The 23,396-nt window shown below is 60.1% G+C and carries 21 protein-coding genes and 4 pseudogenes; 8 read left to right on the top strand and 17 right to left on the bottom strand.

What is annotated here, in order from left to right:
- Positions 1-10: 10 nt before the first annotated feature.
- From MET49242_RS01125 to MET49242_RS01115, 3 genes are all read right to left on the bottom strand, one after another.
- The gene (locus MET49242_RS01125; protein ID WP_036279673.1) at positions 11-2,074 is read right to left on the bottom strand and encodes an ATP-dependent helicase; all 2,064 of its coding nucleotides are present in this window, start codon (positions 2,072-2,074) and stop codon (positions 11-13) included.
- 374 nt (positions 2,075-2,448) lie between these two features.
- Positions 2,449-2,739 carry a type II toxin-antitoxin system RelE/ParE family toxin gene (locus MET49242_RS01120; protein ID WP_036279671.1) on the bottom strand — a complete coding sequence of 97 codons (291 nt, stop codon included), beginning with the start codon at positions 2,737-2,739 and terminating at the stop codon, positions 2,449-2,451.
- Positions 2,736-2,987 carry a type II toxin-antitoxin system ParD family antitoxin gene (locus tag MET49242_RS01115; protein ID WP_036279781.1) on the bottom strand — a complete coding sequence of 84 codons (252 nt, stop codon included), beginning with the start codon at positions 2,985-2,987 and terminating at the stop codon, positions 2,736-2,738. The genes MET49242_RS01120 and MET49242_RS01115 overlap by 4 nt, the downstream gene beginning before the upstream one ends.
- Before the next feature lie 732 nt (positions 2,988-3,719).
- Between MET49242_RS01115 and MET49242_RS01105 the strand changes: the two genes are divergently transcribed.
- Positions 3,720-4,937 (top strand): hypothetical protein, encoded by a 1,218-nt coding sequence (locus MET49242_RS01105; RefSeq protein WP_144259405.1) that lies wholly within the window; start codon positions 3,720-3,722, stop codon positions 4,935-4,937.
- 487 nt (positions 4,938-5,424) lie between these two features.
- Here the strand turns inward: MET49242_RS01105 and MET49242_RS01100 are convergent, their stop codons facing one another.
- The gene (locus tag MET49242_RS01100) at positions 5,425-7,575 is read right to left on the bottom strand and encodes a DNA topoisomerase (protein ID WP_036279667.1); all 2,151 of its coding nucleotides are present in this window, start codon (positions 7,573-7,575) and stop codon (positions 5,425-5,427) included.
- A 201-nt stretch (positions 7,576-7,776) separates the two neighbouring features.
- Here MET49242_RS01100 and MET49242_RS23080 point away from each other — a divergent pair, with 201 nt between their 5' ends.
- Positions 7,777-8,568: a 3'-5' exonuclease gene (locus MET49242_RS23080; RefSeq protein ID WP_051133902.1), complete on the top strand. Its 792-nt coding sequence runs from the start codon at positions 7,777-7,779 to the stop codon at positions 8,566-8,568.
- Positions 8,569-8,682: 114 nt separating this feature from the next.
- Here MET49242_RS23080 and MET49242_RS01090 read toward each other — a convergent pair whose 3' ends face one another.
- The 3 genes and pseudogenes from MET49242_RS01090 to MET49242_RS01080 all read right to left on the bottom strand — a co-directional run.
- Positions 8,683-8,907 carry a WGR domain-containing protein gene (locus MET49242_RS01090; RefSeq protein WP_036279663.1) on the bottom strand — a complete coding sequence of 75 codons (225 nt, stop codon included), beginning with the start codon at positions 8,905-8,907 and terminating at the stop codon, positions 8,683-8,685.
- A 159-nt stretch (positions 8,908-9,066) separates the two neighbouring features.
- Positions 9,067-9,732: an SOS response-associated peptidase gene (locus MET49242_RS01085; protein WP_051133901.1), complete on the bottom strand. Its 666-nt coding sequence runs from the start codon at positions 9,730-9,732 to the stop codon at positions 9,067-9,069.
- 11 nt (positions 9,733-9,743) lie between these two features.
- Positions 9,744-10,433: pseudogene (locus tag MET49242_RS01080) on the bottom strand (3'-5' exonuclease); the annotation flags it as partial.
- A gap of 17 nt (positions 10,434-10,450) precedes the next feature.
- Between MET49242_RS01080 and MET49242_RS25960 the strand changes: the two are divergent.
- A pseudogene (locus MET49242_RS25960) lies at positions 10,451-10,607 on the top strand (IS3 family transposase); the annotation flags it as partial.
- 310 nt (positions 10,608-10,917) lie between these two features.
- The gene (locus MET49242_RS01075; protein WP_036279772.1) at positions 10,918-12,135 is read left to right on the top strand and encodes a molybdopterin-dependent oxidoreductase; all 1,218 of its coding nucleotides are present in this window, start codon (positions 10,918-10,920) and stop codon (positions 12,133-12,135) included.
- Positions 12,136-12,513: 378 nt separating this feature from the next.
- Here the strand turns inward: MET49242_RS01075 and MET49242_RS01065 are convergent, their stop codons facing one another.
- Both MET49242_RS01065 and MET49242_RS01060 read right to left on the bottom strand, forming a co-directional pair.
- Entirely contained in the window at positions 12,514-13,551 is a 1,038-nt protein-coding gene (locus tag MET49242_RS01065) for an MBL fold metallo-hydrolase (protein WP_036279653.1), read from the bottom strand.
- 48 nt (positions 13,552-13,599) lie between these two features.
- A complete protein-coding gene (locus MET49242_RS01060; RefSeq protein WP_036279650.1) occupies positions 13,600-14,259 on the bottom strand; it encodes a peroxiredoxin in 660 nt (219 codons plus the stop codon).
- 93 nt (positions 14,260-14,352) lie between these two features.
- On the opposite strand from MET49242_RS01060, the gene MET49242_RS23075 reads away from it, so the two are divergent.
- Positions 14,353-14,811 (top strand): hypothetical protein, encoded by a 459-nt coding sequence (locus MET49242_RS23075; RefSeq protein ID WP_051133900.1) that lies wholly within the window; start codon positions 14,353-14,355, stop codon positions 14,809-14,811.
- Between the two features lie 162 nt (positions 14,812-14,973).
- Here the strand turns inward: MET49242_RS23075 and MET49242_RS01050 are convergent, their stop codons facing one another.
- The 4 genes from MET49242_RS01050 to MET49242_RS01035 are packed head-to-tail and all read right to left on the bottom strand — an operon-like array spanning position 14,974 to position 17,871.
- On the bottom strand, positions 14,974-15,780 hold the full coding sequence (locus MET49242_RS01050) for a DUF2182 domain-containing protein (RefSeq protein WP_051133899.1): 807 nt from the start codon (positions 15,778-15,780) through the stop codon (positions 14,974-14,976).
- Complete coding sequence (locus MET49242_RS01045) at positions 15,768-16,391, bottom strand: DUF1326 domain-containing protein (RefSeq protein ID WP_036279647.1); 624 nt, start codon at positions 16,389-16,391, stop codon at positions 15,768-15,770. Before MET49242_RS01045 ends, MET49242_RS01050 begins: the two co-directional genes overlap by 13 nt.
- 41 nt (positions 16,392-16,432) lie before the next feature.
- Entirely contained in the window at positions 16,433-17,179 is a 747-nt protein-coding gene (locus MET49242_RS01040) for an SDR family NAD(P)-dependent oxidoreductase (RefSeq protein WP_036279645.1), read from the bottom strand.
- 32 nt (positions 17,180-17,211) lie between these two features.
- Entirely contained in the window at positions 17,212-17,871 is a 660-nt protein-coding gene (locus MET49242_RS01035) for a DUF938 domain-containing protein (RefSeq protein WP_036279642.1), read from the bottom strand.
- Positions 17,872-18,657: 786 nt separating this feature from the next.
- Here MET49242_RS01035 and MET49242_RS25380 point away from each other — a divergent pair.
- Positions 18,658-18,828: a hypothetical protein gene (locus tag MET49242_RS25380; RefSeq protein ID WP_158497226.1), complete on the top strand. Its 171-nt coding sequence runs from the start codon at positions 18,658-18,660 to the stop codon at positions 18,826-18,828.
- Positions 18,829-18,883: 55 nt separating this feature from the next.
- Positions 18,884-19,096 carry a DUF2892 domain-containing protein gene (locus tag MET49242_RS01025; protein WP_051133906.1) on the top strand — a complete coding sequence of 71 codons (213 nt, stop codon included), beginning with the start codon at positions 18,884-18,886 and terminating at the stop codon, positions 19,094-19,096.
- On the opposite strand, the pseudogene MET49242_RS23070 reads toward MET49242_RS01025, so the two are convergent.
- From MET49242_RS23070 to MET49242_RS01010, 4 genes and pseudogenes are all read right to left on the bottom strand, one after another.
- Positions 19,093-19,515 (bottom strand): annotated as a pseudogene (locus MET49242_RS23070) (class I SAM-dependent methyltransferase); the annotation flags it as partial. The gene MET49242_RS01025 and the pseudogene MET49242_RS23070 overlap by 4 nt on opposite strands.
- 110 nt (positions 19,516-19,625) lie before the next feature.
- The gene (locus MET49242_RS01015) at positions 19,626-20,438 is read right to left on the bottom strand and encodes an IS5 family transposase (protein WP_036279258.1); all 813 of its coding nucleotides are present in this window, start codon (positions 20,436-20,438) and stop codon (positions 19,626-19,628) included.
- Positions 20,439-20,482: 44 nt separating this feature from the next.
- Complete coding sequence (locus MET49242_RS23735; protein ID WP_084678806.1) at positions 20,483-20,674, bottom strand: hypothetical protein; 192 nt, start codon at positions 20,672-20,674, stop codon at positions 20,483-20,485.
- Between the two features lie 23 nt (positions 20,675-20,697).
- Positions 20,698-20,931 (bottom strand): annotated as a pseudogene (locus tag MET49242_RS01010) (arsenic resistance protein); the annotation flags it as partial.
- Between the two features lie 842 nt (positions 20,932-21,773).
- Here MET49242_RS01010 and MET49242_RS23730 point away from each other — a divergent pair.
- Positions 21,774-23,393 (top strand): ISL3 family transposase, encoded by a 1,620-nt coding sequence (locus MET49242_RS23730; protein ID WP_084678815.1) that lies wholly within the window; start codon positions 21,774-21,776, stop codon positions 23,391-23,393.
- Positions 23,394-23,396 lie beyond the last annotated feature (3 nt).

Here is a 23,396-nt window from a genome sequence, read left to right as displayed (position 1 = left end):
GGCCTTCCCCTTATCGCCACATGGCGCGCATTCTGGCGCCGACATCCACGCGCATCCGTCTTGCGCCCTGCCGCTCGCGCGAGGCGGACGAAGCCCGCGGCCACGTCACGCATTCGAAATGGCGCAGCAAAGCTTCTGGGATGAAGCGCGTTCGCGACGCATACACGTGGCGATCGCCTTGCGGGTGCTGTCCATGGGTGAAAAAGCGCTGTGGCGTGATGAGATGCAGACTGTCCTTCGCGCGCGTCATGGCGACATAGAGCAGCCGCCGCTCCTCTTCGATTTCAGCCGTCGTTCCGGCCCCGAGATCCGAGGGGATGCAGCCGTCGACGGCGTTGAGGACGAAGACCGATTTCCATTCCTGTCCCTTGGCCGAATGGATGGTGGACAGGATCAGATAATCCTCGTCGAGAAGCGGCGCGCCGGCGTGGTCGCTCGTGGCGTCCGGCGGGTCGAGGGTCAATTCGGTGAGGAAGCGCTCCCGCGAGGGGTAACCTGCCGCCATCTGTTCGAGTTGCAGCAGGTCGGCCAGGCGCGTCGCCGCATCTTCGTGAATGCGCTCGAGATGCGGTTCGTACCAGCGGCGCGCGCTTGCGATTTCGGCGGGCCAGCCGGCCTTGCCCGAGCGCAAATACTGGAGCACTTCGACAAACCCAGTCCAATCGTCTCCCGAGCGTGGTGGCGCGGGGATATCCGAGAGAGAGGACAGCGGGTCGGGCTGCTCCGCCATCAGGTCGAGGACGCGTTGCGCCGACGCCGGACCGACGCCCGGCAGAAGCTGCATAAGGCGAAAGCCGGCGACGCGGTCGCGCGGATTCTGCGCGAACCGCAGCAGGGCGAGCATATCTTTGACGTGAGCGCTGTCGAGGAATTTTAGCCCGCCGAACTTGACGAAGGGAATGTTGCGGCGGGTCAGCTCCAGTTCGAGCGGGCCGCTGTGATGAGAGGCGCGGAACAGCACCGCCTGTTGTTTCAGGCGCGTGCCGATCTCCCGGTCCTCCAAGACGCGCTCGACGACGTAGCGGGCCTGGTCGCCCTCGTCGGGCACGGTGACGAGCCGAGGCTTTCCCCCTGATTGGCGTTCCGTCCACAAATTCTTGGTGAAACGCTCGCTGGCGAGTTCGATTACGCAGTTCGCGGCGGCGAGGATCGGTCGCGTCGAGCGATAGTTGCGGTCGAGCGTGACAATGTCGGCGGGCGGGCTGAAGGCGGCGGGAAAGTCGAGGATGTTGCGCACGGTCGCGGCGCGGAAGGAATAGATCGACTGGGCGTCGTCGCCGACGACGGTGAGACCGCGCCCGTCGGGCTTCATCGCCAGCAGGATCGAGGACTGGAGGCGGTTCGTGTCCTGATATTCGTCGACAAGGACGTGATCGAACCTTCCGCCAATGTCCTCCGCGAGCGCCGACTCGCCCAGGGTCTGCGCCCAATAGAGCAGCAAGTCGTCGTAATCTAGAACGTTCTGCGTCTGCTTGGCCTCGACATAGGCTGCGAACAACTGGCGCAGCTGAGCGCTCCAGCCGGCGCACCAAGGAAAGCATCCTTCGATAACGTCGTCGAGCGGCAGCTCCTCGTTGACGGCGCGGGAATAGATGGCGAGGCAAGTTCCCTTGGTTGGGAAGCGGCTCTCCGTCTTCGAGAAGCCCAGCCCGTGCCGAACGAGATTCATCAGATCGGCGGCATCCTCCCGATCATGGATCGTAAAATCGGGGGTAAGCCCGATCTCGCCGGCGTAATCGCGCAACAGGCGAGCGCCGACCCCGTTAAACGTCCCCGCCCAGGCGAGCCCGTTGGTCAGGATCCCGGCGCTGGCTCCCAACGCCTCTGCGCAGATGCGCTCGACACGCCGCGTCATCTCGGCCGCCGCCCGGCGGGAGAAGGTCATCAGCAGGATGCGACGCGGATCGGCGCCGTTGACGATCAGATGGGCGACACGATGAGCGAGCGTGTTGGTCTTGCCTGACCCGGCCCCTGCGATCACGAGGAGCGGCCCGCCTGGCGCACACCTCTTATCCCATACGCCGTGTTCGACTGCCTGCCTCTGTTCGGCGTTGAGTTTTTCGAGGTAGGCCACGCGCGGCGCTCGCGAATCGGGAGGAGGGCAGGGGGCTGAGTGAACCACAATTCGCGTTTTGTTCGCAACGCCTCCACGCAATGAAAATACTCGCCGCTGCGGGTTTGGCTTTGCCTACGCGCCTCCGAGAGCGGGAGTAGTCCCGTGCTCGGCTGCTCGTTCTCCTTATCCGAGGGAAATCCGCTTACGCATCCCGCATCAGTGAGTGCGCTAGGGCAGCGCCGTGAGCTGCTTGATACATCACCGAGCCGGGGGAAAAGATGGACGACGTGGGACACGCGGCAAATCGTCAGTAGGATAATTCCATTTCAACAAGAAACCGAGATACGTCTTTTGACCATTCGTGCTGACGCACCTGAGGTGAGACGGGTTGCTCATAGATGACGCTCGAAGTCCATGCGTTGATGCAAAATGCGCACAATATCAATGCCATCCGGCGTCGGCCGGTAAAAGAGGATATGCGAGCCGGCGGGATATTTCCGATAACCGGCGCGCACCTCATCGCAGGGCCGGCCAAGGCGAGGATCATCGGCGACGGCTTCGACCGCCGCCTTGATTTTGCGAAGGTAGACCTCGGCCTGGCCAACGTTCCAATGCTCGACTGTATAGTCCCAGATTTCCTCGATATCGGCCTGGGCCCTTGGTGAAAGCGTAAATCGCTTCATGGACGCGGGGCGTCGTCCGCGCGCTTGCGCGCGATGAACGCCTCGAAATCGAAGGGCGTCGACGCACCGCTTGTCTCGCCCTCGATCAGGGCTGCGCGGAGCGCGGCGAGCTTCGTTTCTTGTTCTTCCAAGAGGCGAAGAGCGGCGCGGACAACGTCGCTAGCGGACCCGTAGCGTCCGGCGGCGACTTGGGCTTCGACGAACGAAGCGAAGTGATCGCCGATGACGAAAGATGTGTTTTTGGCCATCATGAAACCTCCTCCGAAAAATATACCAATAATTGGTACTAGGCGCAATATGGGAGCGCCAATGGGAGTGCTCGAGACAGCTAGAGCTTTACAAAAAATTAACGTAACATAAAGGACGTTATGTTACACAAATGGCCATGAGCCAGCCGCCCGCAGCGCCGTCGTCGCCATGCGCGTCAAGGACTATTACGCGCAAGGCAAACGCTGGTGGGTGCGGCTGCATGAGAAAGGCGGAAAGCGTCACGAAATGCCGGCGCATCATAATTTAGAGGCCGATCGACGCCTATATTCAGGCGGCCGGCCTTCAGGAGCAAAGCAAGAGCCCTCTCTTCCGCTCCGCCATGGGCCGCACCGACTAATTAACCGCGACCACCGATGAACCGGATCGACGCCTATCGAATGATCCAGCGGCGCGCCGCCGATATGGGGATCAAGATCAGGAGCGGCTGCCCCATTTCGCGCCACCGGCATCACCACTTATCTCGAAGCCGGCGGCACGCTGGAAAACGCCCAACTCATGGCGGCGCAGGAAAGTCCGCCCACGACCAAACTCTATGACCGCACGGGCGATGAAATCACCCTTGATGAGGTCGAGCGGATTACGATTTAATTGTCCAACGCTCGGAATGCTACGACAGCCTGGCGTCACGGCTTATTTTGAGAAACGGGAGGCTACAGCCTATTGCCATGACGAATAGGATCGATGATTTAAACATTCAGTGGCCGCCCACTATGTCGAAGGAAGAGCGCGAAGAATTGCTCGATATTCTTCGGGCGCTCGACGGCGCGCATGGAGACTTCGATAATGATCACTCTGTGATCTATCCGTCTGATGCCGACAGGTTGCGCCTCTTCCATACTGCTGAAAAAAGATGGGCAAAGAGGTGGTCGCGACCGAGCCCCTGTATGCATGAAGGCTGTACGGAACCAAGTATTCCACGCTCGCATTCCATCTCTTTGAGTGCGTCAATGAAACTGATTGCAGAGCACGGACATGTTGTGACGCCGAAGTTGGGAAAGACCGGCATTGAAATGGAGCGCATCGGAATTCGTGATGCGTCGACCTTTCCAGGATTTTGCGCGCGCCATGAAGCCCAATTCATGGAATTTGAAACAAAAAAGGAAATGTCGTCGAACCGACACTATCTGCTACAGACTTTTCGAACGTTATGCCGCGAAATCTTCCGCATGCGTCATCAGAAGGAGAAACTCGAGTCAGCTCTAAACGGCTATCGGGAGCTTCGGCGCGAATTCGTTGCAACTCGGATTCGCCAGGTGCACCATTCAAAGCCGCTGGAGGTTCGTGACATTAGGTTTGAAAACGATGAGTATGAAGACAGCGCGGTTGAAGCGATTGATTCCATCTCGGAAGACCTGCCCATTCTGGAGCGCCTGTATCGGGATTTGTTTGACGACATTGAGAACGCTACAACAGAGTCATCGCTGTTTGTCATAAGCTTCGACTTGCGTCTTCCAGTCTGTCTTTCCGGCTTAGGGATCCTAAATTACGTGGAAGGCAGCAAAACAATGCGGGCTCTGTGCCTTCTCGCGATCGTACCCGAAGAGCGGCAAACCAAGATCATAGTTGGGGCAGCAAAGGAACACGCGAACGCACTGGCTTCGTATTGCAGCAACGGGACCTCACCGGCGCTCTTGGCAATGATGGAAAGTTGGCTATGTCATGGGAGTGATCATTGGTTTATGACCCCCTCCGAGTGGCACGCGATCCCGGAGTCTCGACAGAAGGCCATTCTTGGGAGAATTTCCGATCCGCATCCTTCTATTGCAGATCCGGTTGAATTCTCGATTTTCGACAGTGTCAGATCCAAGATCATTGATTCAATAGAACAGGCGCTTTCTAATGGCGAGGTCCCAACTGATAAGCTTGTAGAAGTGCATGATTTGTTGGCCTCTGAAAAAAAGAAACTTCACAACCTCACCTCCACTTGAGAACGCTTGGGCGAAGGAGCCGAACGAGTCTCTATAACGAATTTTGGGTTGAGGCGCGCCGGCGTGTCCGGTGCCCAACCCAACAACTAAAGGGGCGTGAACGGTGCCATGGGGTGCGACGGCGCTCAATCCACGCGCCTCTGCAACGATGCTCCCCAGCTTAAGCGGACGGTCAGCCTCGGGTAATGGATCACGGCCACGCATGGCAAAGGACATTATCATATATAGGCTTAGATGTCGGCGACCCCCAAGGACGTTATGCGGGACGCGCCCCCTTCGAGAGGAAGTGCGCGTCACCTTTAGAGACCGCCTGAAGGCCTTCGAATTCGTGTCTACTGACGGTGGACACGAACACGAAGCGTTTTTGCGCAAGGGGATGGAAGCTGACTTCAACGACTTCCGCCGGTTTTCTAGCAAAAAGAGGAATCGAAACCCTGCAGTCTGGATTCCTTATACGCCTGCTCCTCTTTGCGCTGTCACCGTCCGGTTATTTCGCATGCTCATCAAGAAAGCGTCGACACGCATCAAAATCCTGCTGATAGCCCTCAGGCAAGGGCGCCTTCTTAGTGCGCGCGATCGTCTGCGCGTACGCGACCATTTTCGCAGTAGGCGCTTTCCGGTTTCCAGTTCTCGCGCCTTTAGCGTTCCCGACTGAGTGGAGATCCTTCTTTGTCGTTGCCCGGCGGTCTGTCGATCGGCGATGTGTTCGGCTCGGTTTCAGGCCATTCGTCTCGGTCCGATCGCTAGTCTTTGCGCCATAACGCCGCCTCCCGGGTCGACGAGCTTGCGTGGAACTTTCCAGCTTGATCGTTCCGCTCGATCGCTTTTGAAGCGCCTCAATCAGATCCCCCGCGACGGCGGCTATGCCGTCGATCACCGCGCGGAAATCCGCTTTCCCGGTGACAACCTCGTCGAGACGCATCTCCCATAATGCCGTTGTGCCGGGATCGACGAGCGCAGGCGCCGAAGCGCGCAGAAGCTCGAACAGTTGAAGCCCTGCGGGGGTTGGCGCCACCAGCTTGCCTTCTGCAATCAGCAAGTTTTGACGCTTCAATCCCTTGATGATTTCAGCCCGGGTGGCGGGGGTCCCGATGCCCTTGGCTTCCTTGAGCCGGTCGCGCAAGGCTGGATCTTCGACAAAGCGCCATGCGTTCTGCATAGCGTCGACGAGCGTCCCTTCGCTATACCGAGGCGGTGGTTGGGTTCTTTTCGCCTCCACCTTCGTTTCCGACAGGGTCGCGGCGTCGCCGTCATTGATGGGCGGCAGCGTCTGCTCTGCCTCTGAGTCCGCTTCCGCCTCGCCGGTCTGATAGACTGCTTTCCATCCCAGCCGCAGCGGAACGCGGCCGACCGCCCGAAACTCTGCCGAGCCCCCGTCCGGCAGAGGAACCGGCATGGTGACGACAGTCTGCCGATATTCGTAATCCGGCATGGTGACCGCCAAGTAGGAACGGCAAATCAGAGCGAACAACCGTTTTTCGTCATCGTTCAGGCGCGCTAAGCGACTTTCCAGATCGTCGAGAACGTTGACATTGGGCACGATGGCGTGATGCGAAACGCCCTCGAGCGCTTTGTCGCAGAAATGGCCCGATTTTCCCCGGCGGATCACTGGTGAGGCGATGTCAAGGTGGGCAAAGCCACGCAGGCGTGTAAGCGCGCCGACGACCCCCGCCACATCATGGATCTGGTTTTCGCTTAAGTAACGGGCCTCTGCGCGAGGATAGGTGATCAATTTCTTGCCGTCGCCGTCATACAGCTCCTGCGCGATGGCGAGCGTCTTATCTGCTGTCCATCCCCAACGCTGACCGCAAGTCTTCTGCAGGGAGGGCAGGTCAAATAGACGGGGCGGCGCTTGTCGCTTCTCGTCGACCGAGACACTCAGCGGTCCCCGATACCCGGCCGCAGCATTCGCGATCGCCTCGGCCTGGGCGCGCTCCTTGATGCGCATTTTCACGGAAGGTGCGTGGCGCATCAAGAAGTCGCCGTTGGCGACCGTCGCCACGGCGACAACCTCAAAATAGTCTTCGGGCCGGAAATTGAGGATCTCCAGTTCACGAAGGCAGACAATCGCCAGCGTTGGCGTCTTGACCCGACCGATTCCGATGACCCCGCGCACGCCTGGCGGGACTAACGTCTTCGTCGCCGTCCGGGTGAGCGAGAGATTGAAGATCTGATCCGCCTGCTGGCGGGCCACCGCAGCTTCGTAGAGCGGACGCATCTCTGCGTTCGGCTTCAGCCGAGCGAAGGCTTGCTGCAGCGTTTTCGGATCCTGCGCCGTGAACAAGGCCCGTCGCACCCGTCCGCGATAGCCGAGGTGTTCGAGGATTTCTTGACCGATCAGCTGGCCTTCGCGGTCACAGTCGGTCGCCAGAATGACGTCGTCGCAGGCCTTGAGCGCCGCGGCAATCGCTTTCAGTTTTGGCCCTTTGTTTCCCCCCGTGGTAGGGCGGGTCGGATAGAGCCCTTCGGGATTGAGGACGACGCAGGACCAACTCTTCCATGCCGCATTAACCTCCTCGGGTTCGGCCAGGCGGAGGAGGTGCCCCTCAGCCGGGAGAATTTGTCCGAAGCGTGCGCCCAGGGCGGCCCGGAGGTCCTTGGCTTGGCTGGTCTTCTCCGTAATGATCACTGTCGCCATGGTGCCGCCGAATCAAAATGCCTCCGGCAAGCCTAGCGCACGGCAAAGAACAAATATAGAACTCCGGAGAGTGGAGGCGACGGCCAGGTGGCCGACCCAACGGTCAGTGGTAGAGTCAGCGCGGTGGTTTCCCCGACGGCTTGGCCTGAAGCGTGATGCGCTGCTTTGGGCAAGCGTCGCTTTTCCCCCCGGGGCTGATCCATGACCGCGCTGGTTGTCTTCGATATTGAAGCTGTTCCCGATCTTGAGGTGGGCAGGCGTCTGCTTGGCCAGCCGGAAGACGCGCCCGACGCCGACGTCAGGCGCATGCTCGGGGAACGCTACGCGCGCGAAGGCCAGGACCCGACGACCGCCTTCTTGAAAACGCCAATGTATCGGATCGTATCCATCGCCGCCCTCTACGCCAAGCGCGAAGAGGGCGGGGGCCCTTTGACAGTTACCCAGATCGGCAGCCGATCGGTGGCCGAGAAGAGCGAGGCCGAACTGCTGCTCGGCTTTGTTAAAAGCCTCCCGGTGGATAGTCGCGGGACAGGTCCCATTCTTGTCACCTTCGGCGGCAATGGATTCGACCTTCCGTTGCTGCGGTATCGGGCTTTCGCGCTCGACGCTCCAGTCCCCGGGCTGCATAACGGCGGCCGTCGGAATTATTGGCATCGCTTTGGCCAGGACCACATCGACCTTTGCGACGTGCTCTCAGCCTATGGCGCTTCGACCAAACCCAGTCTCGCCGAGATGGCGGCGCTCGCGAACATTCCTGTGAAGATTGGAGGCGTTGACGGCAGTCAGGTTGAGGCTTTCGTTGCGGCCGGCCGTCTCGCTGAAGTGGCGGATTATTGCCTGACCGACGTTATCGCGACGTTCTGTGTATTCCTTCGCCATGAAATGGTGCGCGGCGATCTACGGCAGGCCCATTTTGAAGCTTCCATGGACAACCTTCGCTCAACCATCCGGAAGCATGTCGACCAGAAGCCGCTCTTGTCGGCCTTCCTCTAATGTCCGAAGATATCGCCTCCTCCCACGCAGCCGAGGGCTTGCGGAGAACTGAACCATGGGCCCGGCCAAGTTCGCAACCAAGAGCTGGGGCAATGCCTCGGAGTTCCGGCTCTCTCATATGGCGACATAGCCGCGTCGCTCCTTGGCGCGCCGCTGCCGCGCAAGAGCAGCCCAGGTCGCGCTCTCATAGGCCGTCAGGCGCAGACGGCCGCTGCGGCCGATCCGCCCCCATTCGACAGCAACGCACCAACGCCCGAATAAGTCGGGCGCTACGTCAAGGCGATAGAAACGGCGCATGTTCTTAGCGGCGTCTATGCGATGCATGAGGACGGCGTCCATACAAGAGCGAGTCTCAATCGCAGAGCGGAACCGGTCAAGCCGGATGGGTCGAGTAAGCATCCCCTGGGCCTCAGTTTTCGCGAACCTTAAAAATACATCCCTCCGATGCCGCCGCCGGGCATGGCCAGTGCGGTTTTCTTCTTGGACGCTCGGTGATTGTCAGGATGCGAGGCCTCCCTCATCCTGCTTTCCGCCTCTCGCTACGATCATGAGAGCGTCATCAGCCAGCGGCCGCTGCAGCTGGAGCGCCTCCTCGGCGGGCGCGGTCATCCAGTGATCAATCTCCTCCCGCGTCGTCAAGATGACAGGCATCGCCTTTGGATGAATCGCGCCGACGAGCCTGTTCGCTTCGGTAGTCAAAAACGCGTAGAGGTCGTTGGTCGTTTCGCCTTCCTTCACCTTGCGCACCGAGGTCCAGCGAGTCCAAATTCCAGCGAAGAACGCGAGCGGACGCGTCTCGTCGAGGGCGAACCAAACTGTCGGATGCGTGCCGTCGGGAAGCGCCTCGTTCTCGGAGAAGCTGGTAAAGGGCACGATGCAGCGGTCCTCGATCCCGAGCCAACGCCGCCAATGCGGAGATTTGACGTTGCGGACGTTGGTGATGCCTGCGTCACACTTTTTGCCCTTCAACGCGAAGACCGGCGAAGGCATCCCCCATCGCGCCAGGGTCAATTCGCGCCCCTCGGGGCTGTTTCGGACGATCGGCGCGGCGTAATCGGGGAAGATCGCAGGGAAGGACGGCAGATTGCCGGTCCCATCGCGCATCGCGCGGGCCATCTCGCGGATCGCTTGTTGCCCCTTGGTCATCGAGTAAAGATTGCACATGCGGCCTTCCCTTATCGCCACATGGCGCGCATTCTGGCGCCGACATCGACGCGCGTCCGTCTGGCGCCCTTTCGCTCGCCCGAGGCGGTCGAGGCCCCCGGCCATGTCACGCATTCGAAAAGGCGCAGCAAAGCTTCCGGGATGAAGCGAGTGCGCGACGCGTAGACGTGGCGATCGCCTTGCGGGTGCTGTCCATGGGTGAAAAAGCGCTGTGGTGTGATGAGATGCAGACTATCCTTCGCCCGCGTCATGGCGACATAGAGCAGCCGCCGTTCCTCTTCGATTTCAGCCGTCGTTCCGGCCCCCAGATCCGAGGGAACGCAGCCGTCGACCACGTTGAGGACGAAGACAGATTTCCATTCCTGTCCCTTAGCCGAATGGATGGTGGACAGGATCAGATAATCCTCGTCGAGAAGCGGCGCGCCGGCCTGGTCGCTCGTGGCGTCCGGCGGGTCGAGAGTCAATTCCGTGAGGAAGCGCTCCCGCGAGGGGTAACCCGCCGCCATCTGTTCAAGTTGCAGCAAGTCGGCCCGGCGCGTCGCCGCATCTTCGTGAATGCGCTCGAGATGCGGTTCGTACCAGAGGCGCGCGCCTGCGATTTCCGCCGGCCAGCCGGCCTTGCCAGTGCGCAAAACCTGGAGGGTTTCGACGAAGCCGGTCCAATCGTCGCCCGAGCGCGGCGGCGCCGGGATCTCCGAGAGAGAGGACAGCGGGTCGGGCTGACCTGACGCTGGAGAAGCTGATCCTAAAAGAGGCGGCGTCGGGAAACTGGAAGCCCCGCCGGTTGCCGGATCTGCGTCGAAAAGTTCGGGGTGTCCGAACGATTTGCCAGCCGCGCGCTCGGTCAGCATCCCTCGACCAAAGGCAAAGCATTGCGCTGCAGTTTCCTCGATATGGTGGTTTGTCCCGCCCGAGGGCTTGGCCAAAGGTGCTGATCGACAGCCCGGCCGTCTTCATCCCCGCGATCTGATCTCTTTCTTCGGCATGGCAACGCTCCTTAACGGTCTGATAAACCGCGCCGATATCAAATCGGCTCTGGGTGTTGCACCTCGCTGCAGAACTAAGGTTTTCTTCGCGCCAGGCATCCGTGAAGTGAGAGGCGGGGGCGCTGGAGTTTTTGATGCTATCCTGTTAAGCTAGCAAGATATTCGCTCGATGTGCGGTGGTTTTGACAGAGGCACAATCATGGTTGATCGGCGATCCCTACTGCAGGCCGCCTGCGGCGCTTTTGCTGGCTCGTCACTGAGCAAAGTCACTTTTCTCTCGGACGCGCTCGCAGAAGAAAGCGTTCATCTTCCATTCGCTAACGGCGAGCGACCCCTAGTGAGCTACCCTGGTAAGCGGCCATTGTTACGGCTCACGTCGCGACCGCCTCAACTAGAGACGCCATTCACGGTCTTTGATCAGGGACCAATCACGCCAAACGATGCCTTCTTTGTCAGATACCATCTGGCCGACATTCCGCTGACGATCGATCCCGAAGCATATCGCATCGAAGTTGGCGGCAAGGTAGCTCGGAAGCTATCTCTGTCACTCACCGAACTTAAGACGGCCTTTGAACCAATCGAATTTATCGCTGTCAACCAATGCTCAGGGAATAGTCGGGGGTTCTTTGATCCACGTGTCGGCGGGGGGCAGCTTGGAAATGGCGCTATGGGGAACGCCCGGTGGCGGGGAGCGCCGCTAAAGGCGGTCCTCGACAAGGCAGGCGTTCAGGCGGGCGCGCGTCAAGTCGTCTTCAATGGTCTTGACCGGCCGGTGTTGCCTGAGACGCCCGACTTCGTCAAAGCCCTGGACATTGATCACGCTCGCGACGGGGAAGTCATAATCGCCTACGCCATGAATGGCGAAGATTTGCCGTGGCTTAATGGATACCCCGCGCGGCTCGTCGTGCCTGGCTATTATGGCACGTACTGGGTCAAGCATTTGAGCGACATAACGGTCATCGACGATGTCTTCGATGGCTTTTGGATGAAGACGGCTTATCGCATCCCCGACAACGCCTGCGCCTGCACAGAGCCAGGGCAAAAGGCGACACCGACTGTCCCCATTAAACGGTTTGATGTTCGCTCCTTCATCACCAATCTTGCGGATGGAGCTAGGGTGAGGGCAAGGGCGGAGACCCCGATAAAGGGCATCGCGTTTGATGGGGGTTATGGCGTCAAGACAGTGCTGTTTTCGAGCAACGGAGGTCGAGATTGGACGGAGGCGAAACTTGGCCACGACCTTGGTCGCTACTCATTTAGGGAGTGGAATGCGGTGGCGCGGCTTCCTGCAGGCGAGCATTTCTTGAAAGTTTGCGCCATCAACGCAATCGGCCAATCCCAGCCGATCGCGCCATTATGGAACGCTTCGGGATACATGCGCAACGCCGTGGAAACGGTGCGCGTAATTGCGCAGTGACGGAGAAGCTGCATGCGAATGTTAGTCCGGGCTGTTCCCCCCATCGCCTGTGTCCTGTTCTTTTCGAACCTCGCGTTTGCTGAGCCTCGCAGTTACTCCCTCCCTGAAGAGAAGACGGCTTTCCGGCCAGGTCCCGGCGTGGAAGCTGCGCAGAATAACTGCCTATCATGTCACTCTGCAGATTACATAAGCACGCAGCCGCCCCAGCTTGGCCCTAAATTTTGGGAAGGCGAGGTTTCAAAGATGGTCAAAGCCTATCACGCGCCAATTTCCGAAACGGATATGAAGGTGATCGTCGAGTATCTATCCCGCACGTATTGAGCCCCGTTGCAGAAATAGCCGCGCTAACAGCTAATACGCCTTTTGACGAGGCTGCTGTTACTGCTCCATCGGCCCGCTGGCCTTCTTCCAGGCGTTGATGCCGCCTTCAATATGGCAGGCGGTCTTCAGGCCTGCGTCCTGCGCGGCCTGAACCGCCATCGCCGAGCGCTCGCCAAAGGCGCAATAAAAGATGATCCGCTTGCCCGTCGCTTCCGCCAGTTCATGCAGTATGCCGCCCTTACCGATGTTTTCCTGCAAATCCGCATAGGGCGCATGCAGCGCGCCGGGAATGCTTCCATGTCTTGCGCGTTCGTTTTTCTCGCGCAAATCGACAAACACCACCTCAGGGCGACCGCGAAGGGATATCGCCTCGGCCGGCATCACCGCCCACCCTTTTCGCGAAATCTCATCTTGGTGAAGCCCGACATGCATGTTGGCCGGCACTGCGACATCCATCATTTTCGGGTTCGCCAGCTTGAGGTTGTTCATAAGCTCCACATATTCCTCGACCGAACCGACTTGAAGCCGTGGATTGAACCTTCTCTCTTCCCAGATCGTCGAGACCGTGTCGCCTTTATAATCGTGCGCCGGGTAGACGAGCGTTTCGCCTGGCAATTTGAGCAGCTTATTGAAGATCGAGTCGTATTGCGCGCGAGCGTCGCCATTCTGGAAATCGGTGCGGCCGGTGCCCCGGATCAGCAGGGTGTCGCCTGTGAAGACGCGATCGTCCATCACGAACGAATAGGAATCGTCCGTATGCCCGGGCGTATAGACCGCTTCGAGGCTCAATCCTTCTATATTTATGCGCTCGCCATCCGCGATGCGCATGGATATGACGTCGGCGTGGGTTTGTTCACCCATAACCGTGATGCAGTGGGTGCGATCGCGTAGCACAGCCGAGCCCGTCACGTGGTCGGCGTGCAGATGCGTGTCAATGACCTTAACGAGATTAAGGTCGAGTTCACGAACAAGCTGAAGGTAGCGGTCAACTCTCTCCAACACGGGATCGATGATCAGGGCCTCGCCACCGTATCGGCTGGCCAGCAGATAAGTGTAGGTGGAGGAGGCGCTGTCGAAGAATTGGCGAAAAATCATGGACGCCCCTTTCCCCCTGCAACTCAAAGCAGCTGGCCAGCGGCTCCCTCAGCGCGGCTGTGGCACGATCCGAAGGTACGGCCGCGGCGCTTTCCAGCCCATTGGATAGGCTTTTTTCGCTTCTTCGTCGGATACAGAGCCCGCAATGATAACGTCCTCGCCCGGCTTCCAATTCACCGGCGTCGCGACCTTATGCTTCGCTGTCAGCTGCAGCGAGTCGATCACCCGAAGAACTTCGTCGAAGTTGCGGCCGGTTGTCATCGGGTAGACGATGATCAGCTTTATCTTCTTGTCTGGCCCGATAACGAAGACATTGCGCACGGTCTGATTATCAACAGGCGTCCGCGCGCCGGCGTCGCCGGAAGCGCTAGCTGGCAACATTCCGTAAAGCTTGGAGATGCGCAGATCCGTGTCCCCGATCATCGGATAGTTCGGCGCCGCGCCTTGCGTCTCTTCGATATCAGCGGCCCATTTCTTATGATTTTCAACAGGATCAACGCTCAGTCCGATGATCTTGACGTTGCGTCGGTCAAACTCTGGTTTGAGTTTTGCCATGTAGCCCAGCTCCGTCGTGCAGACGGGCGTGAAGTCCTTCGGATGGGAGAACAGGACCGCCCATGAGTCGCCAATCCATTCGTGGAATCTGATGCGCCCCTGCGTGGTTTCCGCTTCGAAATCCGGGGCCTGGTCACCAATCTGGAACGACATTTCGACCTCCCTCACCCAGCGATGATGTCACTCCGCCCGCGCGCGGAGGTTGTGATATGCACCAGCGACGCAACGATTGGCAGCTAGGTCTGCTTGCCCCCAAGTCAAGCTCCTGCCGATACGGTCTCGAAAACTTCGCGCATCGCGCAAGGCAGCGTCCTCGCGCTCGCCGCCTTCATGTTCGTCGCAGGCATTGGCGTGCATTTCACGGGAAGCAGCAACACGGCTTTTCTGAAAGGGCAGATGGCGCAGACCTCGCGTTGCGAGCTGGACGGCGAAAGCGCCTATCCCGACGCGCGGCGTGGCAGATCCGGCATCATCGGCAAATATATCGTGTCCTGCACGGCCTCCTCGGGTTTCGACTGGACCGATCAGTCGCAGCTTTGCCGGGAAGCGCCGGTGGCGACGAACGGCTACTGCTACGAGCCCACGGCATGGTTCGACCGCGTCGTGACGCAGGCGCATTCCTTTGTTTTTTATTTGGGGGCCCGTCTGCTCTCGTCCAGGCCTTATACGGCTACTCCTCTGTGGTCTTGCTCACCACGACGATAGCCGGTCGCTTGCGTCTCTCCGCGTTCCCTTGTTGCTCGCTTCGAGCGGTAGAGACCTGGCGCGTTTTCGGGAAAATTTCCCTTGGCTAGGCGTCAGAATTGTGGCCGTGGAACGCGATGGCGATCGTTGGCTAATTTCGGCCCCCGCGCGTGGCAGACCCAATTAAGTTAGGAAGCGCGTATCAGGCACGGCGATCATCAGGGTACCGCCGACCGTCAAAATGACCGCTATGGCCTGAGTCAATAGCCTCGTCTGAGGCAATGTCTTCTCTGCGAAGACGACGACGGTCACGGTGGCCAGCACGGCGAGATTCATCATGCCAAGCGGGAACATGATGGCGCACAGGAGCCAGCAACATCCCAGGCAATAGGCGCCGTGAATCGCGCCCATCAGCACGGCTCCTTTCACCCCGTCGCGCCAGGACGTCATAATGAAGCTGAGGGGCGTCCTACACTTGGAGAGACATATGTCCTTGATCGGGGTCAGCTGGTAGAGGCCCGCCGCAACAAGGATTGCGCCGCCGAAGCGGTTCATCGTCTCCGCCGAGAACGCCGCGCGGGATGCGAAGGCCTCGAAGGCAACCGCGCCAATGTAGGCGGCGACGCCCGACAGCAGCCAGACAATCATATATCCGCCGAGGAACGCCCAGGTCGCCACAAAGGCCTGGCCATGTCGGCACTTGCTCTCCTGCGTCTTGTGAAAGGTGAGCAACATCGGCGCGGCGGTGGGAAACATCATCGCCACAGTCATCGCCATCCACATTGCGACGAACAGCGGCGCCTGCATCCCCATGGTTGGCGAGGCCATGGGCGAACCGGGGTGGTGGTGCATCCCCGCCCCCTGCCACGCGAGCCAGGCCCAAGCCCCCGCGCAAAGCGCGATGAGCAGGCCCAGGATGACGTTTCTTTGCGCTAAAATCGGATCTATCCGGGCCTCTTCCATTTCCACAACCGCCGTTAGTTCGACCATTCGATCGGCGCGTAGTGGCCGTTTCGACCTGCATTGTTCCAGTTCATGCCGTGGTCGACATAGCTGTTGCCGTCGCGGCCGACGGCGAGGGCGATCTTCTCCGGAGCCACGGGATGGCCGCTCGTCGCCCAGATTTCGCCGCTTGGATGCAGTCCCCTCAGCGGGTCGACGGCCAGGGCGAGCACTCCGGGAATTTCGACGGAGCGCGACTTGCCGTCGATCGCATATTTGATCGCGGCCTTCTTCACGCCGAGATGGGTTCCGACCAGCGGCGCGAAGGCCGCCATCGGCCCGCCTTCGGCTCCGCCGAAGATCGCTCCGATCCCGGCGGTCTGTTCATCGCTCGCGCGCTCGTCGAGATAGACGGCGAGGGTCCAGTTGCCCTCCGCCATGGGGCCGGGCGCATGGGCTGCGAGCGCGACATTCAGGCCATCGAGCGCGACGTCGCCATAGCTGCCCGTGTCGATATGAAACGCCATTACGACGTCGCAGAATCCCTGCGTCGGCTGCTCGGCCATGGCCTTGGCCGAGAACACGCAGGGGCAGACGATGTTGCAGTTGCAATTCTCGAAATAGTCGCCGACGAGGCGCCATTTCTTCTGGGCGGTCATGTGTGTCTCCTTGCGTTCGGGGGCCGCGCGACGTTCCGTCGTCAGAACGGCTCCTTGAATGGTCTCAGATCGAGTTCATGCGTCCAGACGCTGCGCGGCTGGCGATGCAGCGTCCAATAGACGTCCGCGATGTCGTCTACGGCGAGCAGACCGTCGGTGCCCTTGGAGCGGACATATTCGGCGAAGTTGGTCGCGGCGTAGTCGCCTTGGATCACGCCGTCGATCACGACATGAGCGACATGGACGCCCTGCGGGCTGAATTCGCGTGCCAGACCCTGCGCCACGGCGCGCAATCCCGCCTTCGCCGCGCCGAAAGCGAGGAAGGGCGGACGGGCGCGCATCGAGGCCGTCGCGCCGGTAAAGAGGATCGTGCCCTTCTCGCGCGGGGCCATGCGGCGCGCCGCCTCACGGCCGACGATAAAGCCGCCGAAGGCGTTCTGGCGCCAAAGGCGCTCGAAGAGTTCCGGCGTCGTCTCCAGCGCGGAGGCGGCGACATTGCTCCCGACATTATAGGCCACGAGATCGATGGCGCCGTCCTTGTCCGCTTCGTCGAACAGGGCGGTGACGTCCGCCTCATTGGCCGCGTCGGCGACCTTGACGGAAACGGCGCCGCCGGCCGCTGTGATTTGCTCGGCCAAGACGCGCAGGCGCTGGGGCGTGCGGCCTGCGATGGTGACGCGCAGGCCTTCCCGCGCAAAACGCCGGGCCAGCGCGGCGCCGAGACCTGTCTCGGCGCCAACGCCAATCACAACCGCCGCGCCTGTGGGAGAAGCCCTTTCATTCGTCATGACGCTCTCGATTCTCCGCGGCGGCCGTTTCCTCAAGCCCGTCCGAAGAGGAGGATGAAGTTGTTCGCGGGCATGTCCACAATTCTCTTCAACGCGATGTTATGCGCGTTGGCGGCCTTCTCCAGGTCCTTCACATCCTTGAGGCCCCATTCGGCGACCTTGGGCGCGAGAATCTCCTGATCAAAGGCCGCGTTCGACTCGGTCGTATATTGGCCGCCCACCTTGAACGGACCATAGATCGCGACGAAACCGTCCTTGGTGAGGACGCGTTCGGCGACCTGGGCGATGCCGTCGCAGATGGAGACGGGCGCGACCTGGAACAGATTGACGACGAAGATCGCGTCGTAGAGGCGCTCGTCGGCGCTGGGCCATGTGTCTGGCGCGGTCAGATCGATCTTGATCGGATCGGCTATATTGCCGTTGCTATGCTCGGCGCGCTTCTTCTTGATCGCGTCGAACACCTCGACGTCATAGTCGGATGGCTGAAACGTCAGCCCGGGAAAATGCGGCGCGAAATAGTTGACGTGATTGCCGGCGCCGCTCGCGAGCTCCAGCACATTTCCGCTCTTTGGAAATATATCCTTGAACACGGTCAGAATTGGATCACGATTGCGATTTCCCGCCCAGGCGACATAGGGGCTGAGCGGATGCGGATCGATTGGCGGGCGGTCTGTGGGCACGTTGACGGTCATGGCGATCCTCCTCGTTTTTATCTTTCTCTCGGGGGCGCGTAGGGAAAAGCGGCTCCGCCTTTCCCAGCGCGTTGGCGCGAGCATGGAAACCCCTCACTCAAACCTTCTGCCTTGGAGACAAAGTCCCATGCGCGTAGTGTTGCTGTGTGAGAGACTTTCTAGGGCCCCCTGACCCAGCCGGGTCTACCTTAGCTTCCTATCGAACCGCGACCCGGTCTGTGACTTTGTCATTGAGCTAAATCAAATCGTCGTAGCCGACACTCGGCCACGTTCGAGCGCCTTAACGTTTTCGCCGAAGCGTGAAGACGAGCTGTGACGCTCCGAAAGTCTGCTCTGGGTCTTAGTGTGTGAAAACTCGGCGAAGGCTGCGCCAATGAAAAAGGGCGGTGAATTTTCGAGGCTTCGGGGCGATCAGAGGTGGGAAAATCGAAAAAAATGAGCCTAAGAGCAACCATTTTCCATTGAATTTAGTTTGGGCTTGGCGTTTTTACACTGCCAGGGTCAAAACCGGTCTATTGGCTACAGTTTTATGCGTCTCGGAGAACACGGGGTTCGACGTCGGGAAGATCGTCGAGGTCTGATGAGGAAGAACGGCGGCCTGGTATAATAGCGGCACCGCCGCTCCTCCTCGGAATCTCCGTTTGCAGCCTTCAGCCAACTCGACCCCGCCTAAGGAAACCCTCGTCGGGTCCGTCGAGCGGGCGACCTTCCACAACGAGGACAACGGCTTCCCGGTCCTGAAGGTGAAGGCCCGGGGCAAGCGAGATTTGGTCCCGGTCGTGGGGCATGTCGCCTCGATCTCCGCCGGCGACTTCATCCACGCCGTCGGCGTCTGGATCACCGACCGCGCGCACGGGCTACAACAAGAGATTGCTGGAGCCGATCGGAAACATTCCGCCGGCCGAGGCAGAAGCGCGCTACTATGCGCAAATCGAGGAGCACGCCATGGCGGCGTGACTCAAACGAAACGGCCTCCGGCAAACCCGGGGCGGTTCAACAGGAGAATATGGCCATGTCTGAGAAAGTGAAACGCTACGCCTTTCTGACCGCAGGTTTCGCGGTGATACTGTTCGCCAATTTCTACATCGGCGAAACGCCGCTTGGGTGGGCGACGCTCTTCGCAGGGCTTGGCATTTACTACTACGGCTGGCGTGGCGTTTGTCCGGCATGCCAAGCGGGCCGTTGCGGAGTCGAGTTGCCGAAGAACGTGGACGCGCGCCGTTAAGGCTCGGCCTCCCGGCGACCGCATGGCCGATCGAAGCCGCCGCCCCTTTTTTCGTGAAGAGTTGAAACCCAGACAGCGACGTATGTGATCCTCACCAGCGTTTCCTCGGGCTGAGCCGGCGCTTCTTGCGCGGAGGCTAGAAAGACAATGCCGAAGACGCAAACAACGACATCGATGGCGGCGTCACGATAGCTGAGCGCCAGCATGTCCTCGACCCTGAATTCGATATTGCCGAGGCCCTGAGCGCGCGCTTTCGCTTCGCCGAGTCGAACGAGGCGTTCAGCCAAATCAACCGCGACAACCTTTCCCTGCGGCCCAACGGCTCCGGCGGCGGGCAAGGCCGATCCGCCGCTGCCGCAGCAAACATCGAGTACTGTCTCACCTTTACGCAGGCCGAGGCTCTCGACGTTTTGCCGTCCGAACCGATGCCAGAAGGAGCTGACCGGGTGGTCAAAATAATCCGCCGCCGCGTTGTGGCGGCGGCCTTGGCTTTCGCCTCTTCCAGTTCACCCATGGGGCCTAGAGGGTGTTATGCACCTTGGATCATGAAATCTGCTGCGCGCTTGAGCATGAGACATGCGAAGGCGACGACGTGGAGTCCTGCGAGGGTCTGAGCATAGCGCTCGTAGTCTTTGACGAGCCGCCTGCATCGCGTCGCCCAGGCGAATGAACGCTCGACCACCCAGCGCTTGGGCAGCAACACGAAGCCTTTTTTGGCCTCGGCGAGTTTGACGACGCAAAGCTCGGCGCCCTGCGCCTTTGCGGCCTCGGACGCCTTTTCGCCGGTGTAGCCCTGATCGACATAAACGAGTTCGACGCTTTCGCCTGTCACATCCTGCACGGCTGCGATGAGCTTGCCGACCTCGGCGCGGTCATCGACATTCGCCGGCGTGACATGCAACGCCAGCAAATGGCCCAATGTGTCGACTGCCATGTGCAGCTTCGAGCCGCGCTTTCGCTTCGCGCCGTCATAGCCCGCTCGTGGGCCGCTCTCAGGGGTCGAGCGCAAGGTGCGGCTGTCGATGATCGCCGCCGTCGGCTCCGCCGCCCGCCCGGAAGCGACGCGCAACTGGGCGCGCAGATCCTGCGCAAGCGCCTCGAACACGCCCGCCGACAGCCAGCGCTGCGATTGCTGATACACGGCGAACCATGGCGGCAGATCGTTGGGCATGGCGCGCCAGGCGATGCCGTAGCGCAGCACGTAACGCAGGCCGTTGAACAGCTCGCGCAGCGAATGTTGACGCTGCGGCGCGCCTTCGTCCATGAGCGTCAGATAAGGCGCAACCAGCGACCATTCTTCGTCGCTGACGTCAGACGGATAAGGTTTGCGAATCGGAGACATCCGATTCTACTAAGACAATCAATCACCAAAGTACATAACACCCTCTAGCCAATTCCCTCGATGATCCGCCCGGTTCCCTCGCAGCGTTCGCAGGGCTCTTCCGTGGGTTGGCCCGTGATCCTATCGACCTGTTTGCCGGTCCCGTGGCATTCGGGGCAGACATCCTCCCCCGTGCCGGGAATGCCTGCTTCGGGATCGTCGTCAGGCGTGTGGTGGCGAAGCGGATTTTTTGACATGCGATTGCTCCGTCCGAGCTGGGTTAAGCCGCTTTGTGTTCATACCACCCGCGCGAGCGGCGGACGATATGGACGACGGAGAGCATGACCGGCACCTCGACGAGGACGCCGACGAACGTCGCCAGGGCCGCACCAGACTGGAAGCCAAACAGCGGGATTGCCGTCGCGACGGCCAGCTCGAAGAAGTTGCTCGCGCCGATCAACGCCGAAGGCCCAGCGACGCACCACTCGACGCCGAGGGCGCGGTTGAGCAGATAAGGGCGTCAATGCAACGGTCACGGCATTCTGCTTGGAGCGCTTTATAAGCCGGTCTGGATGAGCGCGATTTTCGCTCCGGCTGTGTTCGGGCTGGCGGTGCTTGCCTTCCTTCTGCTGGTGTTTTGGCGAATGCCGCCTTGGTTGGTGGTCATCCTTAGCGCAATCGCTGCTACCGCAATTGCGGTTGTTGCATAGGCCGCCATTCTCCGGGCTTTTAATGATGCGGGTGCTCGCCTCGCGCAATCATTAGATGATGTTGCTGATCGTGCATCCCGAGTGTCATTACCCCTAGCAAGCCAAGCCCCTTAAGCTTGCCGACGTCCTCCATTCCTCGCGTGAGATTAAGCTGGCGCCGCCACGCTTTTCAAGACTGCGCTGGATTGGAAGGCTCTGACGCTTCTATTGATGGCGTGCTTCCAGGACTGAAAAAACAGACAGTCGAGGCGTTTATTTGGCGCCTTGCGTTTGCGCCGCTTCAATCCGGCGACGATCGAGCCGCTCGCAAGTGGTTTGCCTGAAGCCGAAGTTCTTCGGGCCGCGCGGGAGATGGACACGTCGACGATATTCGACGTGCAGGGAATGACCTGCGGAAATTGCGTCAAGCGCGTCACCGAGGCTGTCACGCTGTATTTAAATGCAAGAATCCGGCTTCATAAATTTCAATGGCTTAGTCGTGCGTTTAATTTGATAACGTGTATCTAATTGGGTCTGCCTCACTTTTCGTGCTTTTTACCGGTTGGTGGCTTTGTGGCCGCTATTGAGCCGTATGCAAGCAAAATCAACGTGGACGATTGGGTCAGGCGTTAGAATTATGGCCGTGGAACGCGAGGGCGATCGCTGGGTGATTTCAGCCGCCGCACGGGAGATCGGCTCTTGTCCGGCGTGCGGCGCGCGATCACGACGGCGGCACAGTCGATATTCGCGCTGTCTACAGGACCTGCCGGCGCAAGGCGCGATCGTCGCATTGAGAATCCTGATGACGCGTTGGCGTTGTTCGAACGGATCGTGCGCGCGAAAGACATTTTCCGATCAGCTTCCCGGCGTCGCCGTCCGACATGCGCGTCGGACATTGCGCGTTAGCCGGCTCCTTCAGCTATTTGCGCATGGCGCCGGAGGTAAGCCGAGCGAGCGGCTGATAAACCGTCTCGGCATGCCAGCAAGCGACGACACCCTCCTCCGGCACTTGAAGAAAGGCGCGACCCGCGGCGCCGGCGACGCTCGTGTGTTGGGCATCGACGATTGGAGCTGGCGGAAGGGAGAGAGTTATGGAACTGTGATGGTGGATCTAGAACGACGTGAGGTTGTCGACGTCCTGCCCGGACGCTCGGCGGATGAAACGGCGGATTGGCTGAGCCGCCATCCAAATGTAGAGGTCGTCAGCCGGGACCGCTGCGGACTTTATGCGCAGGAAATAAGCCACGGGGCGCCACAAGCGCGCCAGGTGGCTGATCGGTTTCATCTACTGCAGAATTTGCGAGAGCGGATTGAGCACCAGTTGAGCCGCTCCGACAAGGGCCTGGCGCGCCCCTCCTTGCCCAGAGCCGAGGGCGAAGACGCTGGCTTGATTTCTTGCAGCACGCCGGGGCGTCAAGTGATCGCTGAAGACCGCTATCTCAAGCGACTTGCGCACCAACGTTCGCGACAGGCGATGTTTGAAAAGGTTCAGATTTTGAAGGCTGAGGGAAGGAACATTCGCGGCATTGCCCTGGAGATGGGCGTTAATTGGCGCACCGTCAGGAAGTGGGTGCACGCGAACGAAATCCCGGATCGCCGCGAGCGCGCGCCGACGCCAACATCTCCCCGCTATTTCCGGGATTATCTCGCGGACCGTTGGGCGAACGGATGCAGAGGTGGTAGACAACTCTTCGAGGAAATTCGGCAACGTGGCTATCGGGGCAGCCGCTCCAATATGGAGCGCCTTTTAGGAAAATGGCGAAGTGCGGAGCGCACAGCGCTCGCCCCAATCACCGCTCCCACGCCGACAGATTCACCTGTGACAACGACGGTTCCTCCACTTCGCGCCGTCGATCCCGCGACGGGTTGGGCCATTTCGCCGATCGGTGGCGCAGCGCTTTGCATAAAGCCGCGCGGGATGCTGACGGCGCGGCAAGCAGTCAAAGTCGCAGCTCTGAAGAACGCCTCACCAGATTTTGTCGCTATGCGCGCGCTCGCGATGCGATTTCGAGGCGTCCTTCATAGCAAAGATGTAAAGCGACTCGACGAATGGCTTGACGACGCTCAGCGATCGGGAATTTACGCCATGCAACGCTTCGCTTGTAAGTTGCGCGGCGACATTCACGCGGTCCGCAATGCAGTGGCGGAGCCTTGGAGCAATGGTCAAACCGAGGGACAGATCAATCGATTAAAAACGCTCAAGCGCACCATGTATGGTCGCGCAAGCGCCGAACTGCTGCGAGCGCGTATGATACCGCTATCGGCGTTTCCGCAGCACGAAAAGTGAGGC

The organism is Methylocystis sp. ATCC 49242 (assembly GCF_000188155.2).
GTDB lineage: Bacteria > Pseudomonadota > Alphaproteobacteria > Rhizobiales > Beijerinckiaceae > Methylocystis.
Note: the sequence above shows the minus strand (reverse complement) of the source record. Positions and strands in the feature narration are given on the sequence as shown.